This window comes from Nonomuraea sp. NPDC005983 (genome assembly GCF_040614375.1).
Lineage (GTDB): Bacteria > Actinomycetota > Actinomycetes > Streptosporangiales > Streptosporangiaceae > Nonomuraea.
Map to the genome: position 1 here is coordinate 1 of NZ_JBEXUP010000002.1, position 18,582 is coordinate 18,582.

18 protein-coding genes and 1 pseudogene are annotated in these 18,582 nt (G+C 71.0%); 10 read left to right on the forward strand and 9 right to left on the reverse strand.

The window, feature by feature from the left end:
• Window positions 1–902 (forward strand): alpha/beta fold hydrolase (locus tag ABZ297_RS01375; protein WP_355337522.1); only part of this gene is annotated, 902 nt, incomplete at its 5' end.
• A gap of 174 nt (window positions 903–1,076) precedes the next feature.
• The gene (locus ABZ297_RS01380; RefSeq protein ID WP_355337525.1) at window positions 1,077–1,445 is read left to right on the forward strand and encodes a cytochrome P450; all 369 of its coding nucleotides are present in this window, start codon (window positions 1,077–1,079) and stop codon (window positions 1,443–1,445) included.
• A 31-nt stretch (window positions 1,446–1,476) separates the two neighbouring features.
• Here ABZ297_RS01380 and ABZ297_RS01385 read toward each other — a convergent pair.
• Window positions 1,477–1,578, reverse strand: a pseudogene (locus tag ABZ297_RS01385) (DUF3073 domain-containing protein); the annotation flags it as partial.
• Between the two features lie 86 nt (window positions 1,579–1,664).
• Between ABZ297_RS01385 and ABZ297_RS01390 the strand changes: the two are divergent.
• On the forward strand, window positions 1,665–1,997 hold the full coding sequence (locus ABZ297_RS01390; RefSeq protein WP_043615149.1) for a metalloregulator ArsR/SmtB family transcription factor: 333 nt from the start codon (window positions 1,665–1,667) through the stop codon (window positions 1,995–1,997).
• Here ABZ297_RS01390 and ABZ297_RS01395 read toward each other — a convergent pair.
• The gene (locus ABZ297_RS01395; RefSeq protein WP_355337529.1) at window positions 1,994–2,557 is read right to left on the reverse strand and encodes a hypothetical protein; all 564 of its coding nucleotides are present in this window, start codon (window positions 2,555–2,557) and stop codon (window positions 1,994–1,996) included. The genes ABZ297_RS01390 and ABZ297_RS01395 overlap by 4 nt on opposite strands.
• A 76-nt stretch (window positions 2,558–2,633) precedes the next feature.
• On the opposite strand from ABZ297_RS01395, the gene ABZ297_RS01400 reads away from it, so the two are divergent.
• Both ABZ297_RS01400 and ABZ297_RS01405 read left to right on the forward strand, forming a co-directional pair.
• Complete coding sequence (locus ABZ297_RS01400) at window positions 2,634–3,146, forward strand: PadR family transcriptional regulator (protein WP_355337532.1); 513 nt, start codon at window positions 2,634–2,636, stop codon at window positions 3,144–3,146.
• Between the two features lie 9 nt (window positions 3,147–3,155).
• The gene (locus ABZ297_RS01405; RefSeq protein WP_350805059.1) at window positions 3,156–4,034 is read left to right on the forward strand and encodes a 1,4-dihydroxy-2-naphthoyl-CoA synthase; all 879 of its coding nucleotides are present in this window, start codon (window positions 3,156–3,158) and stop codon (window positions 4,032–4,034) included.
• Window positions 4,035–4,073: 39 nt separating this feature from the next.
• On the opposite strand, the gene ABZ297_RS01410 is transcribed toward ABZ297_RS01405, so the two are convergent.
• From ABZ297_RS01410 to ABZ297_RS01425, 4 genes are all read right to left on the reverse strand, one after another.
• Window positions 4,074–4,424: a MerR family transcriptional regulator gene (locus ABZ297_RS01410; protein ID WP_355337535.1), complete on the reverse strand. Its 351-nt coding sequence runs from the start codon at window positions 4,422–4,424 to the stop codon at window positions 4,074–4,076.
• Between the two features lie 10 nt (window positions 4,425–4,434).
• Window positions 4,435–5,193, reverse strand: coding sequence for an SDR family oxidoreductase (locus ABZ297_RS01415; RefSeq protein ID WP_355337543.1), 759 nt, complete (start codon window positions 5,191–5,193; stop codon window positions 4,435–4,437).
• A 47-nt stretch (window positions 5,194–5,240) separates the two neighbouring features.
• The gene (locus ABZ297_RS01420; RefSeq protein ID WP_355337546.1) at window positions 5,241–5,807 is read right to left on the reverse strand and encodes an HPP family protein; all 567 of its coding nucleotides are present in this window, start codon (window positions 5,805–5,807) and stop codon (window positions 5,241–5,243) included.
• 262 nt (window positions 5,808–6,069) lie between these two features.
• Window positions 6,070–6,927 carry an alpha/beta hydrolase gene (locus ABZ297_RS01425; protein WP_355338100.1) on the reverse strand — a complete coding sequence of 286 codons (858 nt, stop codon included), beginning with the start codon at window positions 6,925–6,927 and terminating at the stop codon, window positions 6,070–6,072.
• A 94-nt stretch (window positions 6,928–7,021) separates the two neighbouring features.
• On the opposite strand from ABZ297_RS01425, the gene ABZ297_RS01430 reads away from it, so the two are divergent.
• The gene (locus tag ABZ297_RS01430; RefSeq protein ID WP_355337549.1) at window positions 7,022–7,546 is read left to right on the forward strand and encodes a CGNR zinc finger domain-containing protein; all 525 of its coding nucleotides are present in this window, start codon (window positions 7,022–7,024) and stop codon (window positions 7,544–7,546) included.
• A 3-nt stretch (window positions 7,547–7,549) separates the two neighbouring features.
• Here the strand turns inward: ABZ297_RS01430 and ABZ297_RS01435 are convergent, their stop codons facing one another.
• Entirely contained in the window at window positions 7,550–8,482 is a 933-nt protein-coding gene (locus ABZ297_RS01435) for an NADP-dependent oxidoreductase (protein ID WP_355337551.1), read from the reverse strand.
• Between the two features lie 181 nt (window positions 8,483–8,663).
• Here ABZ297_RS01435 and ABZ297_RS01440 point away from each other — a divergent pair, with 181 nt between their 5' ends.
• The 3 genes from ABZ297_RS01440 to ABZ297_RS01450 are packed head-to-tail and all read left to right on the forward strand — an operon-like array spanning window position 8,664 to window position 16,107.
• Window positions 8,664–9,179, forward strand: a complete 516-nt coding sequence (locus ABZ297_RS01440) for a hypothetical protein (RefSeq protein ID WP_355337554.1) — start codon at window positions 8,664–8,666, stop codon at window positions 9,177–9,179.
• Window positions 9,179–11,275: a flotillin family protein gene (locus tag ABZ297_RS01445; protein ID WP_355337557.1), complete on the forward strand. Its 2,097-nt coding sequence runs from the start codon at window positions 9,179–9,181 to the stop codon at window positions 11,273–11,275. The genes ABZ297_RS01440 and ABZ297_RS01445 overlap by 1 nt, the downstream gene beginning before the upstream one ends.
• Window positions 11,276–11,277: 2 nt before the next feature.
• Window positions 11,278–16,107: a DNA repair ATPase gene (locus ABZ297_RS01450; protein ID WP_355337560.1), complete on the forward strand. Its 4,830-nt coding sequence runs from the start codon at window positions 11,278–11,280 to the stop codon at window positions 16,105–16,107.
• On the opposite strand, the gene dapA is transcribed toward ABZ297_RS01450, so the two are convergent.
• Window positions 16,085–16,972 (reverse strand): 4-hydroxy-tetrahydrodipicolinate synthase, encoded by an 888-nt coding sequence (gene dapA, locus ABZ297_RS01455; RefSeq protein WP_355337563.1) that lies wholly within the window; start codon window positions 16,970–16,972, stop codon window positions 16,085–16,087. The two genes, ABZ297_RS01450 and dapA, sit on opposite strands and share 23 nt — an antisense overlap.
• Window positions 16,973–17,067: 95 nt before the next feature.
• Here dapA and ABZ297_RS01460 point away from each other — a divergent pair, with 95 nt between their 5' ends.
• The gene (locus ABZ297_RS01460) at window positions 17,068–17,937 is read left to right on the forward strand and encodes a LysR family transcriptional regulator (protein WP_355337566.1); all 870 of its coding nucleotides are present in this window, start codon (window positions 17,068–17,070) and stop codon (window positions 17,935–17,937) included.
• Here ABZ297_RS01460 and ABZ297_RS01465 read toward each other — a convergent pair.
• Window positions 17,918–18,505, reverse strand: a complete 588-nt coding sequence (locus ABZ297_RS01465; RefSeq protein WP_355337569.1) for a helix-turn-helix domain-containing protein — start codon at window positions 18,503–18,505, stop codon at window positions 17,918–17,920. The two genes, ABZ297_RS01460 and ABZ297_RS01465, sit on opposite strands and share 20 nt — an antisense overlap.
• Window positions 18,506–18,582 lie beyond the last annotated feature (77 nt).

Genomic DNA, 18,582 nt, shown 5'->3' on the forward strand with positions numbered 1-18,582 from the left:
TGCAAACGAACCTGATCAACGTTGACGGCGTGGAACTCTGGACCGAGGAGTTCGGGGACCCCGCGCACCCTCCGATCCTGCTGGTGATGGGCTCGATGTCGCAGGGCGTCCTGTGGCCGGACGCGTTCGTCGGGCGGCTGGCCGCGGGCGGGCGCCGGGTGATCCGCTACGACCACCGCGACACCGGCAGGTCGGGCACGATCGACTTCGCGGCCCGTCCCTACACCTGGCGTGACATCAACGACGACGTGCTGCGCGTGCTCGACGCCTACGGGCTCGACAGCGCGCACCTCGTCTGCCACTCGGCGGGCGGCCTGCTCGGGCAGCTGATCGCCGTGGAGCACCCCGAGCGGGTGCGGACCCTCACCGTGATCGGCTCCTCGCCACTGGGCGGGCACGAGGGGCAGGTGCTGATGCGGGCGCTGATGGGGCAGCCGCAGCCGGAGGGGAGCCTGCCGCCGCCGACGCCCGAGTTCGTGGCGTTCTTCACCGAGGTGATCAGCAGCCCGCCGCCCGCGAACCGGCGCGAGCAGATCGACCGGATGATCGCCGAGGCGCGCGTCCTGCACGGCACGGCGCTGCCGTTCGACGAGGACGAGGAGCGGCGGCTCCAGGAACGGATCTACGAGCGGGCCCGCGACCTGTCGGCGCTGGCCAACCACCGGCTGGCCCACGCCGCCGACCCGGACTTCGAGCCGGAGGGAGCGCTGCACCGGGTGAAGGCGCCGACCCTGGTCGTCGAGGGCACCTGCGAACCGGCCAAGCCGGGCCACGGCGCGATCATCGCCGAGCGGATCCCGGGGGCCGAGCTGCTCATGGTGGAGGGGATGGGGCACACGCTGCCGCCGCAGGTGCACGGCGAGTTGGCCGCGGCCGTCCTCGCGCACACCACCGAGCGGTGACGCCCTCCGACACGGCCGCATCCGGGGCCGGCCTCCGCGCTCAGGCGGGCCGCGACGCCCGCCTGCCGCCCCCGCGCGTAGGCGGCGGCGAGCTTCTCGTGGAGCACCGCCTCGCGCAGCGCGACCGGGTAGCCCTCGACGCACAGAACGAGCATCGGACGCATCTCCGCGAGGGTGCTCGACGCCCTGCTCCGGCTGGGCGGCTACGAGATCCCCGCCGGATGGTACGTGGGACCGATGATCCCGCTGGTGCACCACGACCCGTCGGCCTTCCCGGAACCGGCCGAGTTCCGGCCGGAACGCTTCCTGGACGGGCGGCAGAGCAGGTCGTGGATGCCCTTCGGCGGCGGCCGGCGCTTCTGCGTCGGCGCGCAGCTCGCACTGCTGGAGATGCGGGTCATCATCCGCGAGGTGCTGCACCGCCTGGAGCTCACGGCGCCGGATCCGGCGCCGGAGGCCAGGCGGCTGAAGAACGTCACCTTCGCCCCCGCGAAGCGGACCCGCGTCACCGCGCGTGTTCGGACTCCTGCTCGGACGCCGTAGTGGGGGGCATCTCGTCGCTCCGCGTGTCGGCGCCCAGCTCCTCGCGGAGCCGGTCATAGTCGATGTTGTGATTGGTGTACTTCAGCTGGCGAGCGACCTTCGTCTGCTTCGCCTTGGCTCTTCCTCGGCCCATGGCTACTCCCTAGTCCCCGCTGTCATGCTATCCAACAACGTTACGACTTGAAGAATTATGCAACTGCGCTGGATTAGTCTGACACTATGCACGTGGAGGTCTACCAGGCCAAGGCCGACTTCTTCCGAACGCTCGGCCACCCCGCTCGCATCCGGGTGTTGGAGCTGCTCCAGGAAGGACCGCTCCCCGTACGGGATCTTCTCGCCCAGATCGACATCGAGGCGTCCAGCCTCTCCCAGCAACTGGCGGTGCTACGCAGGGCAGGAATCGTCAGCGCAATCCGAGAAGGAAGCACGGTGGTCTACACGCTGGCCACACCCGAGCTGGCAGATCTGCTCGGAGCCGCCCGGCGCATCCTCACCGACATGCTCGCCGACCAGGGCGAACTGCTGGCGGAGCTGAGAGCCGAGGTCACCTAGTTCCTGGCGGCACGCGCACGAGCTTGAACGATCTTCGGGTACACGGCCGTGAAGACGCTCGGGACGACGAAGCTGAGCACCTTGACGGTGATGACCAGCGCGGTCGCGTGCGGCGCGGTCGCGAGGATCAGCGTCAGGGCGACCGCGGCGACGGTGAACGCGCACGCCCAGGCCACGGTGACGACCACGTTGACCCGGTAGAACAGCGGGGAGTTCCAGGCCTCCTTGGGGGCCATCGTGCGGGCGATTCCCAGCGTGAACGGCTTGCGGATGGCCAGCGACCCCCAGGCGGTGCCCGCCAGCCAGACGTTGACCAGGGCCGGCCCGTACGGCGTGAGCGGCGAGTGCGGATCGATCAGCGACAGCACCGTGAGGCAGGCGAAGAAGACCACGGCGCTGGTCTCGATCACGATCTCGTCCCAGGCCTTGCCGGACCGGCGGTCGACGGCGACGAGCGCCACCGCGATGACGAGCCCGGTGATGGCTCCCCAGCGCCACTCGTCGCCGGTGGCGATGACGGCGTAGACGATCCAGGGCAGGAAACCCAGCAGACCGCGCATGTGATGCTCCCCATGACGTTCCTATGCAGACATGTCGAAGCTAGAACCTCCATGCGGGATATGTCAATATAGGAATATGAGTCTTCGACACGCCGTACTGGGCCTCCTGTCCGAGGGGCCCGCGAGCGGATATGACCTGATGAAGCTGTTCGACGTCTCGCTGGCCAACGTCTGGCCGGCGACGCAGAGCCAGCTCTACTCCGAACTGGGCAAACTAGCCGAAGCCGGGCTGGTCAGCGTGACCGCCGAGGGGCCGCGCGGCCGCAAAGAGTACTCCATCACCGACGAGGGGCTGGCCGAGCTGCGCCACTGGGTGACCGAGGTCGAGCCGACCAGGGTCATGCGTAGCGACATGCTCCTGCGCGTGTTCTTCCTCCACCAGGTGGACCGGCTGAAGGCCCGCGACTACCTGCGCCGCCAGGGCGAGCTGGTCGCCCAGCACGTGGAGCGGATGGAGGGCATGCGCGAATACGTCGAGAGCGGCGCGGACAACCTGTCGGTGTACGGACGGATCGCGCTGGAGTACGGCCTGCGGCTGGGCAAGGCGCAGCGCGAATGGGCCGAATGGGCCGAGGAGCAGATCCGTTAGGCTCTGGCCATGGTCTCCGAACTGTTCGATCCCAAGGCGTGGCAGGAAGTCGAGGGGTTCGACTTCACCGACATCACCTACCACCGGGCGATCGACCAGGGAACGGTGCGCATCGCCTTCAACCGTCCCGAGGTGCGCAACGCGTTCCGTCCGCAGACCGTTGACGAGCTCTACCGGGCGCTCGACCACGCCCGGCAGACCACCGACGTCGGCTGCGTCCTGCTCACCGGCAACGGCCCCTCGCCCAAGGACGGCGGCTGGGCGTTCTGCTCCGGCGGCGACCAGCGCATCCGCGGCAAGGACGGCTACCAGTACGCCGACGGCACCCCGTCAACCGGCCGGCTGCACATCCTGGAGGTGCAGCGGCTGATCCGCTTCATGCCGAAGGTGGTCATCTGCGTGGTGCCCGGCTGGGCCGCGGGCGGCGGCCACAGCCTGCACGTCGTCGCCGACCTCACGCTGGCGAGCGAGGAGCACGCCCGCTTCAAGCAGACCGACGCCGATGTGGCCAGCTTCGACGGCGGCTTCGGCTCGGCGTACCTGGCCCGCCAGGTGGGGCAGAAGTTCGCCCGTGAGATCTTCTTCCTCGGCGACACGTACTCGGCCGCCGACGCGCACCGGATGGGGATGGTCAACGCCGTCGTCCCGCACGCCGCGCTGGAGGAGACGGCCCTGGAGTGGGCCCGCAAGATCAACGGCAAGTCGCCGACGGCGCAGCGGATGCTGAAGTTCGCGTTCAACATGATCGACGACGGGCTGGTGGGGCAGCAGGTGTTCGCGGGCGAGGCGACCCGGCTGGCCTACATGACCGACGAGGCCGCCGAGGGCCGCGACTCGTTCCTGGAGAAGCGCGCCCCCGACTGGTCCCCCTTCCCCTGGCACTTCTGACCACTCCGGGCAGGCGGCGCCGTGCTCGGCGAGGTGCGGCTAGGAGCCTCCGGCCCGGGCCAGCACCTCGACGAGACGTCCGCGGACGACGTCCAGCGCGGCGATCTTCTTCTCCACGTTGGTGAGCCTGCGGGAGATGACCTCCATGCTCGCCGAGCAGATCGGGGCGTCGACGTCCTGATCGAGGCAGGGCAGGAAGGCCTGGACGTCATGGGCGGTGAGGCCGCTCGAGAGCAGCAGCCTGATGTTCGCCACCTGGGCGACCGCCGACTCGCCGTACTCCCGGTAGCCGTTCGGAGCCCGCCGGGGGTGCAGCAGGCCCTGCTCCTCGTAGTACCGCAGCGCCTTGACGGTGACGCCCGCCTTGCTCGCCAGCTCCCCGATCAACATCGCCCTGCCCTCACCCAGACACGCTCAACCCGCCATCGACACGGACGACCGTACCGGTGAGGTACCCGGCTTCCGGACGCGTCACGTTCACGATCCACCAGGCGATCTCCTCCGGCTGGGCGATCCGGCCGAGCGGGATCCGGGCCCGGAGCTCCTTCCCCAGCTCGACGAGCTGCTCGTCCGAGAAGCCGGCGTGGCTCATCACCGGCGTCGACGTCACCCCGGGGGCCACCGAGACGACGCGGACGCCGCGCTGCGCGAGCTCGACGGCCCACGTGTGGGTCAGGAAGTCGAGAGCCACCTTCGTGGCGCCGTAGACCGAGTTGCGCGGCCAGCCGTAGTGGGGCGGGTTGGACGTGACGTTCACGATCACGCCACCCGTCTCCAGGTGCGGCAGGGCGTGCTGGGCGAGGAACATGGGCGCCAGGAGGTTCGTGGCGATCTGCTCCCCGGCGACCTGCCTGTCGATCTCGCCGAGCAGCGCCGGACGGGTGATCGCGGCGTTGTTGACCAGGATGTCGATGCGGCCGAACGCGTCGAGCGCGGCGGCGACGATGCCGACAGGGGCGTCGGGATCGGCGACGTCGGCCACGAACGTCCGGATGCCCGGGGCTTCCTTGGCGGTCTCCGCCAGCCGTTCCGCGGTCCTGCCGACGACGAGGACCTCGGCGCCCGCGGCGGCGAACTGCCGCGCCGCCGCACGGCCTATCCCGGTGCCTCCCCCGGTGATGAGCACTGTCCGGCCGTGAAGGGTGTTCGTCTGTTCCATGGCCGGGACGCTAAACCCTGCCCTCGGGGGCAAGGTCAAGTCGTCCGCTACCGCCAGGAGGCCGGGTAGGCGTGGCCGGGCAGGGCCCTGCCGAGGACCAGGCCGGCCACGATCACCAGAGCACTCGCGGCCAGCACTGGGGTGAGCAGGTACAGGGGTGCGGGGGCGGTGAGTCCGACCAGCGCGGCCGTGGCCGCCGCCGGAGGGTGCGGGGCGCGCAGCAGCAGCATCGGGGCCAGGGACAGCGCGGTCGCCACCGCCGCCGTCCAGACGGACGGGCCCGCGACGGCCGTCGCGCCGAGCGCCAGGGCTGTCGCGCTGAGGTGCCCGACGACGATGCTGCGGGGCTGCGCGAACGGCGCGGCCGGTGCCATGGCCACGAGCGCGGCGGTCGCGACGAACGGCAGCGCGAACAGGGCCAGCCCGGTGACGCTGGTGACGGCGGCCAGCAGGAGCAGCAGCACCAGCAACGCCCCCACCGCCTTCACAACCCCCCAGACGGACGGCCTCCCCGACCCGCCCTTGTCCCGAGGAGCGGAAACCCCCTCACGCGGAGAGGTGACGCGTAAGGAGTCGTCTCCCGAGGGCGTGCCACGCGCGGACGCCACGAACACCGAGGCCTCCCTCGAGGGCCCCGCGTGCGCAGACGCTTCGCGCGCGGAAGACGCGGAAGACACCGCGTGCGCCGGGGCTGGGCGCACGGACGCGCCCGTCGTCGTGGGATGAGAGGGATGCCCTCTACGGCGGCGCTGGATCACAAGGACCTCCAGTAAACGGCGAGCACCCTGAGCGGGCGCGGAAGCGGGCAGGCAGACGCCCTGCACAGCCGGACAAGCCGGGCCCGGCGGTTCCGGCGGTTCCGGCGGGGAGGGGAGGTCAGTCCGGGAGGGTGCGGAGGAAGGTGCGGGCGAGGGCGGCGATCTGGGGGCCGCGGGTGTCGAGGGCGAAGTGCCCGGCGTCCAGGAGCTGGACGTGCGCCTTCTTGACGTCGCGGGCGAAGGCCAGGGCGCCCTCCGGCCCGAAGATCTCGTCGTGGCGGCCCCAGACCGCCAGCACCGGCGGCTGGTGGATGCGCAGGTACTCCTGCCACTGCGGGTACCGCTCCACGTTGGTGCCGTAGTCGCGGAAGAGCGCGAGCTGGATCTCCTGGTTACCAGGGCGGTCGAGGAGGGCCTGGTCGAGCGCCTCCTTGTCGGGGTTGACGAGGGTGACGTCGCGGACCCCGTGCGTGTACTGCCAGTGCGTGGCCTGCCTGGTGTAGTTCTCGCGCAGGGGCGCGAGGTTCTGCTCGGACGGGTCGTTCCACACGGTGCGGAGCGGCTCCCAGAACGGCGTCAGCCCCTCCTCGTAGGCGTTGCCGTTCTGGGTGATGATGCCGGTGATCCGGTCGGGGTGGCGCAGCGCGAGCCGGAAGCCGACGGGCGCCCCGTAGTCGTGGACGTAGAGGGCGTACCGGGTGAGCCCGAGCGAGTCGAGGAGCTGGTCGACCACATCGGCGAGGTGGTCGAAGGTGTACTCCCACGTGTCGGCGGCGGGGGCCGAGCTGTGCCCGAAGCCGGGGTAGTCGGGGGCGATCAGGTGGAACTCGTCCGACAGCGCGACGATCAGTTCCTGGTACGCGATGGACGAGGTGGGGAAGCCGTGCAGCAGCACCAGCGTGGGCGCGGACGGGTCGCCCGCCTCCCGGTAGAACACCTCAAGCCCCTCGATCACCGCCGTGCGGTAGCGAATCATCACAACTCTCTCCTTAACCATCTAAATCGCTTTTGCCGGTTAAGTGATAGCATGGTGCTACCTAACCAGTCAAATCGATTTGAGAGGTTAAACGGTGAGAGTCCGCCCGCTCCGCGGCGAGCCTGTGGCGCTGGACCTGGTCGACACCGTGTGGATGGAGCACGGGAGCCTGGCCGACCAGTTCGACGACCTGGAAGGGGTGCGTGCCTGGCTCGCCGACCACGACCTCCCCGGCGCCGACGACGTGGACCGCGTCCGCGACCACCTGGTCGAGGCCCGCGACGCACTGCGCGCCACCCTCGACGGGCGCGGCCCCGGACGCCTGAACGCCGTGCTCGGCCACGGCGGCCTGCGGCCACAGGTGCGCGGCGCCGAGCCGTACGAGGTGGTCGTGGTGGACGACCCGTCCTGGCACGCGGCGTGGGTGGCGGCGGCGGACCTCACCAGGATCCTGCGCGAGCGGCCTGACCGCGTGCGCAGGTGCGCCAACCCGGAGTGCGTGCTCTGGTACCTGGACGTCAGCAAGAACGGCAGCCGCCGCTGGTGCTCCATGGACGTGTGCGGCAACCGGGCCAAGGTGGGCCGTTTCCACCAGCGGCAGCGAACGGCCCACCGGTGAGGGTCAGCCCACGAGCAGGGCGATCTTGCCGCGTCCGTGCCCGGTCTCGATCTCGCGGTGCGCGTCGGCGGCCTCGTCCAGCCGGTAGGTCCGGCGGATGAGGAACTTCAGCGTGCCGTCGGCGTACCGGGCGGCGTAGCGGCCGAGGCGTTCGGCGGTCCGCTCGCCCTGGGTCACCTTGATGCCCAGCCCGTCCGCCTTGGCGTGCTCGACCAGCGTGAGGATGCGCGGGCGGCGCTCGACCAGCTCCAGCGACACGTCGAGGGCCTCGCCGCCCGCGCCGTCGAGCGCCGCGTCCACCACCCCGCCGGGCGCGAGGGCGCGCACCCGGTCCGCCAGGCCCGCGCCGTAGGTCACGGGGATCGCGCCGAGCTCGCGCAGGTACGCGTGGTTCGCCTCGCGCGCCGTGCCGATGACCGTGGCGCCTCGTGACAGCGCGATCTGCACGGCGGCGGTGCCGACCGCGCCGGCCGCGCCGTGGATCAGGAGCGTGTCGTCCGGGCCGACGGCGAGCCCGTCCACGGCCAGTTCGGCGGTCTGCACGGCGGCGGTCAGCGCGCCTGCGACCTCCCAGGGCACGCCGTCCGGCTTGGACGTCACCTGCGACGCGGCCACCACGATGTACTCCGCGTAGCTGTTCAACAAGGAGAACCCGAGCACCTCGGCTCCCTCCGAGACCCCGGTCACCCCCTCACCGACCTGGTCCACCACACCTGCGAACTCGTTGCCCGGGATGCGCGGCAGCTCGCCGGTGACACCCGCGGGGACCCAGCCCCCGCGCACGGCGGCGTCGTACGGCTGCACGCCCGCCGCCCTGACCCGGACCCGCACCTGGCCCGGCCCCGCCTGGGGCGCCGGGAGCTCCATCACCTGAAGGACGTCCGGGCCACCGGGGGACGCGAACGCGGCTGCTCTCATGACTTCTTCTGCACTCATGCAGAAGAGCGTGCAACCTCGACCATGGTTGAGGTCAAGTCGTACGAAATTTCATGCTTTCTCGGGAACCTTCTCTTTTACCTGTTCTTTATATGGATACATAGTCCGGCAGCATCACAGGGGGATAGGACAAACGGGGCCGATGACGGAGTTCCTGCATGCCGCGATGAGCTTTCCGACGGTGATTTTCACTTTTCTACTGCTGGTGGTCGCCGGTTACTGGCTTGTCGTCCTCACGGGGCTCCTGGAACCGGACGACACCGGCGCGCACTGGCTCGGCCTGGGCGGCGTGCCCGCCGGGATCGCGCTCTCGCTGATGATCGCGCTGGCCTGGCTGCTCAGCCTGGTCGGCAGCCGGCTCGTGAGCGGTCCGCCGCTGTCGGCCGTCCCGCTGGTCGCCCTGGTGGGAGCGTGGCTGGCGACCCGCGCGGCGCTGCGGCCGCTGCGCCGCCTGTTCGCGGGAGAGCGCGGGACCACCCGCGGCGACCTCGTCGGCAGGCCGTGCGTGATCCGCACCGGGGAGGCCACCAACGACTTCGGCCAGGCCGAGGTGACCGCCGCCGACGGCTCCTCGGCCGTCGTCCAGGTCCGGACGACCGGACAGGACCGGCTCGCCCGCGGCGAAAGCGCCCTCATCTTCGAATACGACGCACACGGCGAGTTCTTCTGGGTCATGCCCTACGAAAGTGAGCATTGATGGGTGTAATCTCCACCGGTTTAGGGATTTTCCTGGCAGTCATCCTGGTGATCGTGCTGGCTCTGCTCGTCACCATCAGCCGCCTTTTCCGCAAGGTCGAGCAGGGCAAAGCGCTGATCATCTCCAAGGTCAACAAGGTGGACGTGACGTTCACCGGCGCCGTGGTGCTCCCCGTCTTCCACAAGGCGGAGACCATGGACATCTCCGTCAAGACCATCGAGATCGAACGCACCGGCCGCGAGGGCCTGATCTGCCGCGACAACATCCGCGCCGACATCAAGATCGCGTTCTTCGTCCGGGTCAACAAGACGGCCGAGGACGTCATCAAGGTCGCCCAGGCCATCGGCACCGTGCGCGCCAGCGACGAGGCGACGCTGCAGGAGTTGTTCAGCGCCAAGTTCTCCGAGGCGCTCAAGACCGCCGGCAAGCAGCTCGACTTCGTCGATCTCTACACCAAGCGGGACGAGTTCCGCGACCAGATCGTCCGGCTCATCGGCACCGACCTGAACGGCTACAGCCTGGAAGACGCGGCCATCGACTACCTGGAGCAGACCTCGCTCATCGCCCTCGACAAGAGCAACATCCTGGACGCGCAGGGCATCCGCAAGATCACCGAGCTCACCGCGATCGAGCACGTGCGCACCAACGAGTTCCGGCGCAACGAGGAGAAGGAGATCACCCGCCAGAACGTGGACGCCCGCGAGGCCATCCTCGAACTGGAGCGCCGCCAGGCCGACGCCGAGCTCAAGCAGCGGCGCGAGATCGAGACCGTCAAGGCCCGCGAGGACGCGGAGATCGCCCGCGTCCAGGCCGAGGAGCGGCTGAAGGCGCAGAGCGCCAACATCAGGACCGACGAGCAGATCGGCGTCCAGCACGAGAACCGGGCGCGTGAGGTGGCGGTCGCGGAGAAGAACCGCGAGCGGGTGATCGCGATCGAGAGCGAGCGGATCGAGAAGGACCGCATGCTGGAGGTCATCTCCCGCGAGCGGGAGACCGAGCTGTCACGCATCGCCAAGGACAAGGAGATCGAGACCGAGAAGCGGTCGATCGCCGAGGTCGTGCGCGAGCGCATCGCCGTCGACAGGACGGTGGCCGAGCAGGAGGAGAGCATCAAGCGGCTGCGCGTGGTCGAGGAGGCCGAGCGCACCCGGCAGAGCCTGATCATCGCGGCCGAGGCCGAGGCGCAGGAGAACCTGGTCAAGGACATCAAGGCAGCCGAGGCCGCGGAGGCGGCCTCCAAGTTCAGGGCGCGCGAGGAAGTGGTGCTCGCGGAGGCCAGGCAGCAGGCCGCCGAGCTCGACACGCGCGCCAAGATCCGGCTGGCGGAGGGCATCCAGGCGGAGTCGGCGGCGTCCGGCCTGGCGCAGGTGCAGGTCAAGGAGCGCGACGCGGAAGCGATCGAGAAGGTCGGCCGCGCGGAGGCGCTGGTGCTCGGCGAGAAGCTCAGGGCCGAGGCCGAAGGCGCCAAGGCGCTGGCCGTCGTGGACGGCGACCGGCTCAAGGCCCAGGCCGAGGGCGAGCAGGCGATGGCGCTCGCGGCGGCGGCGGCAGTGGGCGAGAAGCTCAAGGCCGAGGCCGAGGGTCTGACGGCGAAGGCCGCGGCGATGGCCGCGCTGGACGAGGCGAGCCGGGCGCACGAGGAGTACCGCCTGCGCCTGGAGGCCGACAAGGAGATCCGGCTCAAGCACATCGACGTCACCCGGCAGGTGGCGGAGTCGCAGGCGTCCGTGCTGGCGGCGGGGCTGGCCCAGGCCAACATCGACATCGTCGGCGGCGACACCATGTTCTTCGACAAGGTGGTCGGCTCGATCACCGCGGGCAAGGTCGTCGACGGCTTCGTCGAGCACTCGCAGGTGACGCAGTCGCTGGCGGGGCCGTACCTCAACGGCACGGCCAGCCTCCCGGCGGACCTCGCCGCGGTGATCGGCGGCGTCCGCAGCGAGGACGTCAAGAACCTGACGGTGTCGGCCCTGCTCATGCGGCTCATCCAGCGGGGCGGCCCGGACTCGACGGCCCTCGGCGAGCTCCTGGAGACCGCCCGCCGACTCGGCGTGGCCGACTCCTCCGTCACCGCGCTCGCGGCGGCGAAGGCCTGACGATGACGGAGCAGCTCGACGCCGGAACCTACGAGGTGCTCAGGAACCGGCTGGAGGTCCAGGCCAAGGCGCTGGCGGCGGTCGCCGAGGAGGTGAACCGCGAGCGGCTGGCGGTGTTCGGCGCCACCGAGCTCCGCCTGCTCGGCACCGAGCGCATCCGGACGGAGAACAACTGCGTCCCGAGGGACATCGTCTCTCTGGGGGACGTGATGCTGTTCGGGTACAACGTCTTCATCGGCCTGAAGCCTGAGACGACCGTCGCGGACGTCTTCTCGGTGCACCGCTTCAGCAGGGACGGCGACACTTTCACCTTCGCGCCCGGCACGCTGCCGACCCTCGACGATCCCGCCTTCCTCAAGGACTTCGCCGAGCTGTACCGCTACTACAAGGACGCCGGCCTCCAGCAGCTCAGGCGGGTCGAGGGGAAGCTGCTGGCGGTCTTTCAGACCGGGCCGGGCGACACGAGGGTCCTGCGCTGGACCGTCAACACCACCGGGGTCACGAAATATCAGGACAATCGCGGGGAGCGTGACCACGCCTTCCCGCCGTCCCACGACTTCGCCTGGACGCCCACCACCCGCGACGACCACGTCCTCGGCCGTCACCCGCACATCTCGATCGGCGGCGAGGTGTTCGTCGAGACGGTCGGCGGCGACCTCACCATCAAGATCGAGAACAACACGGAGACGGGCGAGGGCATCTACGCCGAGCCCGTCGACGAGCCTCTCCAGAGCCTCGCGGACGCCGACGTCGAGCACGCCAGGATCGGCCCCCTGATACTCCTCCGGATCAGGCCGTACAAGGAGGAAGCCCGGCGCCACCTGGTGTTCAACACCCGGACCAAGTCCGTGACCAGGCTCGACGGCATCGGCCAGGCCTGCCGCCGCCTCCCGGAGGACCAAGGACTGATCTTCCCCGGCGGCTACTACCTGTCCACCGGCGTCAGCAAGACGTTCGACGCCGACGTCACGGACCTCGAGTTCGAGCGCGTGGTCCGCGCCCCCAACGGCGAGGACGCCCTGTACGTCTTCCGCGCCAGGGGCGACGGCCGGTCGCTGCTGCTGCCGTACAACGTGATCAGGAAGGAGGTGGCCAACCCGGTCGCCTGCCACGGCTACTCGCTGTTCGACGACGGCACGATGGTGGTCTTCCGCGCCACCTCCGAGGAGCCGACCCGGGTCCACCCCATGCAGGTCTGGCAGACCCCGTACGTGTCCGACACCTACGCCGCCGCGCGGCCGGCGGGCACGGGGCCGCTGGAGCGCATCGGCAACGCCGAGCTGGTCCGCGGGCTGTCCGACTGCCTGTCGATCGGCCGCATGATCGAGGAGATGACGCCGTCGGCCGCGACGTTCGAGGCGCTGATCGACGCCTGCACCCGCGCCTTCGACCACTACCACTGGCTGGGTGAGCAGGGCCTGGGCGAGCCGCTCGCCGACGTGCGCGCCACCGCGGAGCAGGTCCTGGACGAGTACGAGCACGTCGAGCAGCTCACCGCCCAGGCACGGCGGACGCTGGACGAGGCCGCCGAGCAGACGACCACCCTGATCCGGCAGGCCAGGGCCGACTCCCCCGCCACGGCCGACGGCTGGGTGAGCCTGCTGGCCACGCTGCGCAGGACGCAGGGGCGGCTGGTGACGCTGCGCGAGGTCCGCTACCTCGACCTCGCCCGGCTCGACGCGCTGGCCGAGGAGCTGGCCGCCGAGCTGGTCTCGGCAGGCGGCCGGGCCGTGGCCTTCCTGGAGGGCGAGGACGCGTTCACCGGCTACCACGAGGCCGTGGAGCGACTCGCCGCCGAGGCCGCGGCGATCTCCACGGTGGCCGGCGCGGAGCCCGTCACCGAGCGGCTGGCCACCCAGGCGGAGGGGCTGGAGGTCGTCACCGAGGTCGTCGGCTCGCTGGACATCGCCGACGCCACCGTCCGCACCCGCATCCTGGAGCGCATCGCCGAGGTGCTGGGCGGCGTCAACCGGGCGCGGGCCCTCCTGGAGGGGCGCAGGAAGGAGCTGCTCGGCGCGGAAGGGCGGGCGGCCTTCGCGGCCGAGTTCGCGCTGCTCGGGCAGGCCGTCACCGGCGCCCTGGCGGTCGCCGACACGCCCAACAGGTGCGACGAGCAGCTCGGACGGCTGATGCTGCGCCTGGAAGACCTGGAGTCCCGCTTCGGCGAGTTCGACGACTTCGCGTCCCAGCTCGCCGCCGAGCGCGACGACGTCTACGAGGCGTTCTCCGCGCGCAAGCAGACGCAGCTGGACGCGCTCGCCCGCCGCGCCGACCGGATCTTCGCCTCCGCCGAGCGGGTGCTGGGCAGCGTCGCCAGGAGGACGTCCACGCTGGGCTCGCTGGACGAGGTCAACACCTACTTCGCCACCGACCCGATGGTGACCAGGCTGCACGCGGTGGCCGCCGAGCTGCGCGAGCTGGGCGACCAGGTGCGGGCCGAGGAGCTGGAGGGCCGCGTCAAAGCCGCCCAGCAGGAGGCCGGACGGACGCTGCGGGACCGCCTGGACCTGTTCGCGGACGGCGGCGAGACGCTCCGCCTGGGACGCCACCGCTTCGCCGTCAACACCCAGCCCGTCGACCTCACGCTGGTCCCGGCGGAGAACGGCGTCCAGTTCGCCATCACCGCCACCGACTACCGCGCCCCCGTGCCGGCCGCCTTCGCCGACACCCGCCCCTTCTGGGACCAGCTGCTCGTCTCCGAGACGCCGGAGGTCTACCGGGCCGAGCACCTGGCGGCGTCCCTGGTGAGCCAGGTCACGCCCGGCGCGTCCCTGCCGGACCTGGTACGGCGGGCCGCCGAGGAGCGCTACGACGAGGGCTATGAGCGCGGCGTCCACGACCACGACGCCACCGCCATCCTCGACACGCTGCTCAGGCTGCGTGAGGGGGCCGGGCTGCTGCGCTACCTCCCCGAGGCCAGGGCCGCCGCCCAGCTCTTCTGGACGTTCGGGATCGACGAGGTTTCACGTAAAACATTGACCACGCGGGCCGTGTCGCTGGTGCGCGCCCGCTCGGTCTTCGGCCCGCCCCCGGCCCTGGAGGCGCTGTCAGCCGAGCTGTCCGCGCAGATCGGGACGTTCCTGACCAGCCTCGCCCAGCCCACCCCCGACGCCGCTCTGGACGCCGGGGAGTACCTGGTCGAGGAGCTGGCCGCCAACCCGGCGGGGTTCGTCACCAGCGCGGCGGCGCGCGGCCTGCTCGACCGGTTCCGCCAGGCGCTCGGCCCGGCCAGGGCCCGCGAGTTCGACGAGGAGCTGGCGACGCTGCCGCTCGCCGAGCGGATCCAGCTGGCCGACGCCTGGCTCGGCGCCTTCGAGCAGGCCCCCGAGCTGCCCGAGGCGCTGGCCGTCCAGCTCTGCGACCTGCCCAGGCACGGCTCCGGCGCCACGGTCACCGCCACCGTCGAGAACCTGCTCGGCACCCACCCCCGCATCACCGGCAGGACGCTCGAACTCCGCCTCGACGAGACCCTGTCGAGGACCCGCCGCTTCAGGACCGAACGGGTCCCCGCCTACCGCGCCTACCAGAGGCGGCGCGGCGAGCTGCTCGCGACGGAGCGGGCCCGGCTGCGGCTGGACGAGTACCGGCCGAAGGTGATGTCCGCGTTCGTCAGGAACAGGCTGCTCGACGAGGTGTACCTGCCCCTCATCGGCGACAACCTGGCCAAGCAGCTCGGGGCCGCCGGAGCGAGCAGGCGCACCGACCAGATGGGCCTGCTGCTGCTCATCTCCCCTCCCGGCTACGGCAAGACCACGCTGATGGAGTACGTGGCCAGCCGCCTCGGCCTGGTGTTCGTCAAGGTCAACGGGCCCGCGCTGGGTCACGCGGTCACCTCGCTCGACCCCGCGGAGGCGCCCGACGCCACGTCCAGGCAGGAGGTCGAGAAGATCTCCTTCGCCCTGGAGACCGGCAACAACACGCTGCTGTACCTGGACGACATCCAGCACACCTCGCCGGAGCTGCTGCAGAAGTTCATCTCGCTGTGTGACGCGCAGCGCCGCATCGAGGGCGTCTGGAACGGCCGCACCCGGACCTACGACCTGCGGGGCAAGCGCTTCGCGGTGTGCATGGCGGGCAACCCGTACACCGAGTCCGGGCAGCGCTTCCGCATCCCCGACATGCTCGCCAACCGGGCCGACGTGTGGAACCTGGGCGACGTCCTCTCGGGCAGGGAGGATCTGTTCGCGCTGAGCTACATCGACACGGCGCTCACCTCGAACCCGGTCCTCGCGCCCCTGTCGGCCCGCGACAGGGGGGACGTGGAGCTGCTGGTGCGCCTGGCGCGCGGCGACCAGGCCGTCAGGGCCGACCAGCTGAAGCACCCGTACGCCCGTACGGAGCTGGACCAGATCCTCAGCGTCCTGCGCAAGCTGATCAGGGTGCGGGACGTCGTCCTGGCCAACAACCAGGCGTACATCGCCTCGGCCGCCCAGTCGGACGCCGCCCGCACCGAGCCCCCGTACCGGCTCCAGGGCTCCTACCGGAACATGAACAAGCTGGCGGAGCGGATCGTCCCGGCGATGAACGACGAGGAGCTGGAGGCGGTCATCGACGACCACTACCTCGGCGAGGCGCAGACCCTCACCGCCGACGCTGAGGCCAACCTCCTCAGGCTGGCGGAGCTCCGCGGCCGCCTCACCCCCGCCCAGCAGTCCCGCTGGACGGAGATCAAGGCGGCCTACCTCAGGGAGAAGGCCCTGGGCGGCACGGACGACGACCCGATGACCCGGGCGGTCGGCGCGATCGGCCTGCTCGCCGAGCGCGTCGGCGAGGTCGGCACCGCCATCAGGGACGGCGCGGGCCCGCCTGTCACGCGCCGTCCTCCTCGATGAGCCGCCACGCGGAGTCGGCCCGCGTGACCGACTCCGCGCTCGCGGGCAGCAGCGGCAGCCGCACGTCCGGGGTCGGGATCAGGCCGCGGGCGTGCAGCACGCCCTTGATCACGGTCGGGTTGGGCTCGGCGAACAGGGTGGCCGACAGCCTGGCGAGCCGGTGCCCCAGCGCCCTGGCCCTGGCCGTGTCTCCGGCGTGCCAGGCCTCGACGAGCTCGGCGAACCGGTCGGTGGCCAGGTGCGCGGAGGCGAGGATGCCCCCGGACGCGCCCAGCGCGAGCAGCGGCGAGACGAACACGTCGTCGCCGCCCAGCACGTCGTACCCGTCGGGCAGGTCGCCGAGCAGGTCGACGGCGTCCTGGTCGATGCCGCCCGCCGCGTACTTCACTCCGGCGACCATCGGGTGCCGTCCGAGGTGGCGCAGGGTGGCGGCGCTCACCTGCTGACCTGTGCGGTAGGGGATGTGGTAGATCACCAACGGCACCGGCGTCTCCTCGGCCAGCGCCTCGAAGTGCGCGATCACCCCCCGCTCGGCCGGGCGCAGGAAGTACGGCACGGTCACCAGCGCGGCGGCGACCCCGTCGGGCAAAGCCTTCAGCGCCTCCGCCGTCGAGCGCGTGGCGTTGCCCGTGACGCCGACCGTCAGCGGCACGCCGCGCTCGGCGCAGATCCGGCGGCACACGTCGATCACCCGGGACCGCTCGGCGGAGGTCAGCGCCGCGACCTCTCCCGTGGTGCCCAGCGCGACCAGCCCGGACGCGCCCTGGTCGAGGACGTGCCCGGCGAGCTTGTCGATCGCGTCGAGCGCCACCTCGCCCGACGAGTCGAACGGCGTCACCAGCGGTACATGGATTCCCCTCAGCATGCTTCGAGCTTCGCGTGCCGCGACCCGTTAGGTCCAGCGCGGATCTCTGCGGTCGAGCTTAAGCTCTCCTGATGCTCGCCGGTTAGGCTGGCCTGATGCTCGACCCACGCAAGCTTCACCTCCTGCGCGAACTCGCCCAGCGCGGCACGATCGCCGCCGTCGCCGAGGCCGTCACGTTCACGCCGTCGGCGGTGTCGCAGCAGCTCAGCGCGCTGGAGCGGGAGGCGGGCGTGCCGCTGCTCGAACGCACCGGCCGCACCGTCACGCTGACACCTGCCGGGCGGCTGCTCGTCGAGCATGCGCAGGCCGTCCTGGAGCAGCTCGAACGCGCGTCGGCGGCGCTCGCCGCGGCACGTGGCGGGCCGTCGGGGCCGCTGCGGGTCGGCGCGTTCCCCACGGCGGCCCGAGTGCTGCTGCCGCCCGCCCTCGCGGAGCTGTCCGGCGCGCACCCCGCGCTGGAACCGATGATCTCCGAGATCGACCCCGCTGACGTCTCCGCCGCGCTGCGAGCGGGCGAGCTCGACGTCGCGCTCGTCCACGAGTACGACTTCGTGCCGCCGGTCACCGACGCGTCACTGGAGACCGAGCCGCTGTTCAGCGAGCCCATGTACCTGACGAACCGGACCTCGATCGGCGAGGCCCGCGACGAGCCGTGGATCACCAGCACGCCGGGCACGCTCTGCTACGCGATGGCGATCAGGGCCTGCCAGGCGGCGGGCTTCGAGCCGCGGGTCAGGCACCACATCGACGACTACGACACCGTTCTCGCGTTCGCCGCCGCGGGCCAGGGAGTCGCGCTGGTGCCGCACCTCGCGGCGCTCGCACCCCCACAGGGCGTGACGCTGGCCGCGCTGCCGCTGAACCGCCGCACGCTGGCCGCCTTCCGCAGGGGGTACGGCGAGCATCCGGCGGTCAGGGCGGCCGTGGCCGCCTTCCACGCCGCCATCACCCGGCTCCCTCTCTGAGGAGGCCGGTCACCAGCTCCTCGAGGGAGGCGGCGAGCCGCCTGGACTCCCCTGCGCGCAGCATGCCGGAGATCGGCTCCATGTGCAGCGTGCCCAGCAGGACGTGCGCGATCAGCTCGGCGTCGACGTCGGGACGTGCCTCGGCGATCAGCGCCGACACGTGGGTGTGCCAGAACACGTAGATGGGGTTGGCCTGGCGCGGCCCGCTCCTGCTGGTGGCGATGGCGTGCTCGTGCGCGGCCATCAGCCCGGCGTTGCGCGCGGCCAGCGCCACCACCGCGTCGAGGAAGGCGACCAGCCGCTCTCTCGGGGGCGCACCCGGCCCGAGCGGCGGCGGCCCTTCCGTGGCGGCCTCCTGCAGGGTGAGCGCCCGCTCCGCCATCAGCTCCTGCATGAGGCCGATGCGGCTGCCGAAGCGGTGGAACACCGTGCCCTTGCCGACGCCGGCCGCCGCGGCGACCCGCTCGACGGAGACCTGCTCGGGCAGGTGCTCCCGCAGCAGATCCTCGGCGGCACGCAGGATCGCCCGCCGGTTGCGCGCGGCGTCTGCCCGCTCTCGACGTTCCATCCGGTCATTCTCGCCGATGGACAAACTTGACCGACGGTCCATATAGTAACTGGACCAATGGTTCAGTTATGGAGGTG

Excerpts from the sequence above, each read along its gene's own strand:
- ABZ297_RS01390 (WP_043615149.1), top strand. The coding sequence starts at position 1,665 with ATGCACGTGGAGGTCTACCAGGCCAAGGCCGACTTCTTCCGAACGCTC.
- ABZ297_RS01415 (WP_355337543.1), bottom strand. The coding sequence starts at position 5,193 with ATGGAACAGACGAACACCCTTCACGGCCGGACAGTGCTCATCACCGGG.
- ABZ297_RS01405 (WP_350805059.1), top strand. The coding sequence starts at position 3,156 with ATGGTCTCCGAACTGTTCGATCCCAAGGCGTGGCAGGAAGTCGAGGGG.
- ABZ297_RS01400 (WP_355337532.1), top strand. The coding sequence starts at position 2,634 with ATGAGTCTTCGACACGCCGTACTGGGCCTCCTGTCCGAGGGGCCCGCG.
- ABZ297_RS01460 (WP_355337566.1), top strand. The coding sequence starts at position 17,068 with ATGCTCGACCCACGCAAGCTTCACCTCCTGCGCGAACTCGCCCAGCGC.
- ABZ297_RS01395 (WP_355337529.1), bottom strand. The coding sequence starts at position 2,557 with ATGCGCGGTCTGCTGGGTTTCCTGCCCTGGATCGTCTACGCCGTCATC.
- dapA (WP_355337563.1), bottom strand. The coding sequence starts at position 16,972 with ATGCTGAGGGGAATCCATGTACCGCTGGTGACGCCGTTCGACTCGTCG.
- ABZ297_RS01435 (WP_355337551.1), bottom strand. The coding sequence starts at position 8,482 with ATGAGTGCAGAAGAAGTCATGAGAGCAGCCGCGTTCGCGTCCCCCGGT.
- ABZ297_RS01450 (WP_355337560.1), top strand. The coding sequence starts at position 11,278 with ATGACGGAGCAGCTCGACGCCGGAACCTACGAGGTGCTCAGGAACCGG.
- ABZ297_RS01445 (WP_355337557.1), top strand. The coding sequence starts at position 9,179 with ATGGGTGTAATCTCCACCGGTTTAGGGATTTTCCTGGCAGTCATCCTG.
- ABZ297_RS01425 (WP_355338100.1), bottom strand. The coding sequence starts at position 6,927 with ATGATTCGCTACCGCACGGCGGTGATCGAGGGGCTTGAGGTGTTCTAC.
- ABZ297_RS01410 (WP_355337535.1), bottom strand. The coding sequence starts at position 4,424 with ATGTTGATCGGGGAGCTGGCGAGCAAGGCGGGCGTCACCGTCAAGGCG.
- ABZ297_RS01465 (WP_355337569.1), bottom strand. The coding sequence starts at position 18,505 with ATGGAACGTCGAGAGCGGGCAGACGCCGCGCGCAACCGGCGGGCGATC.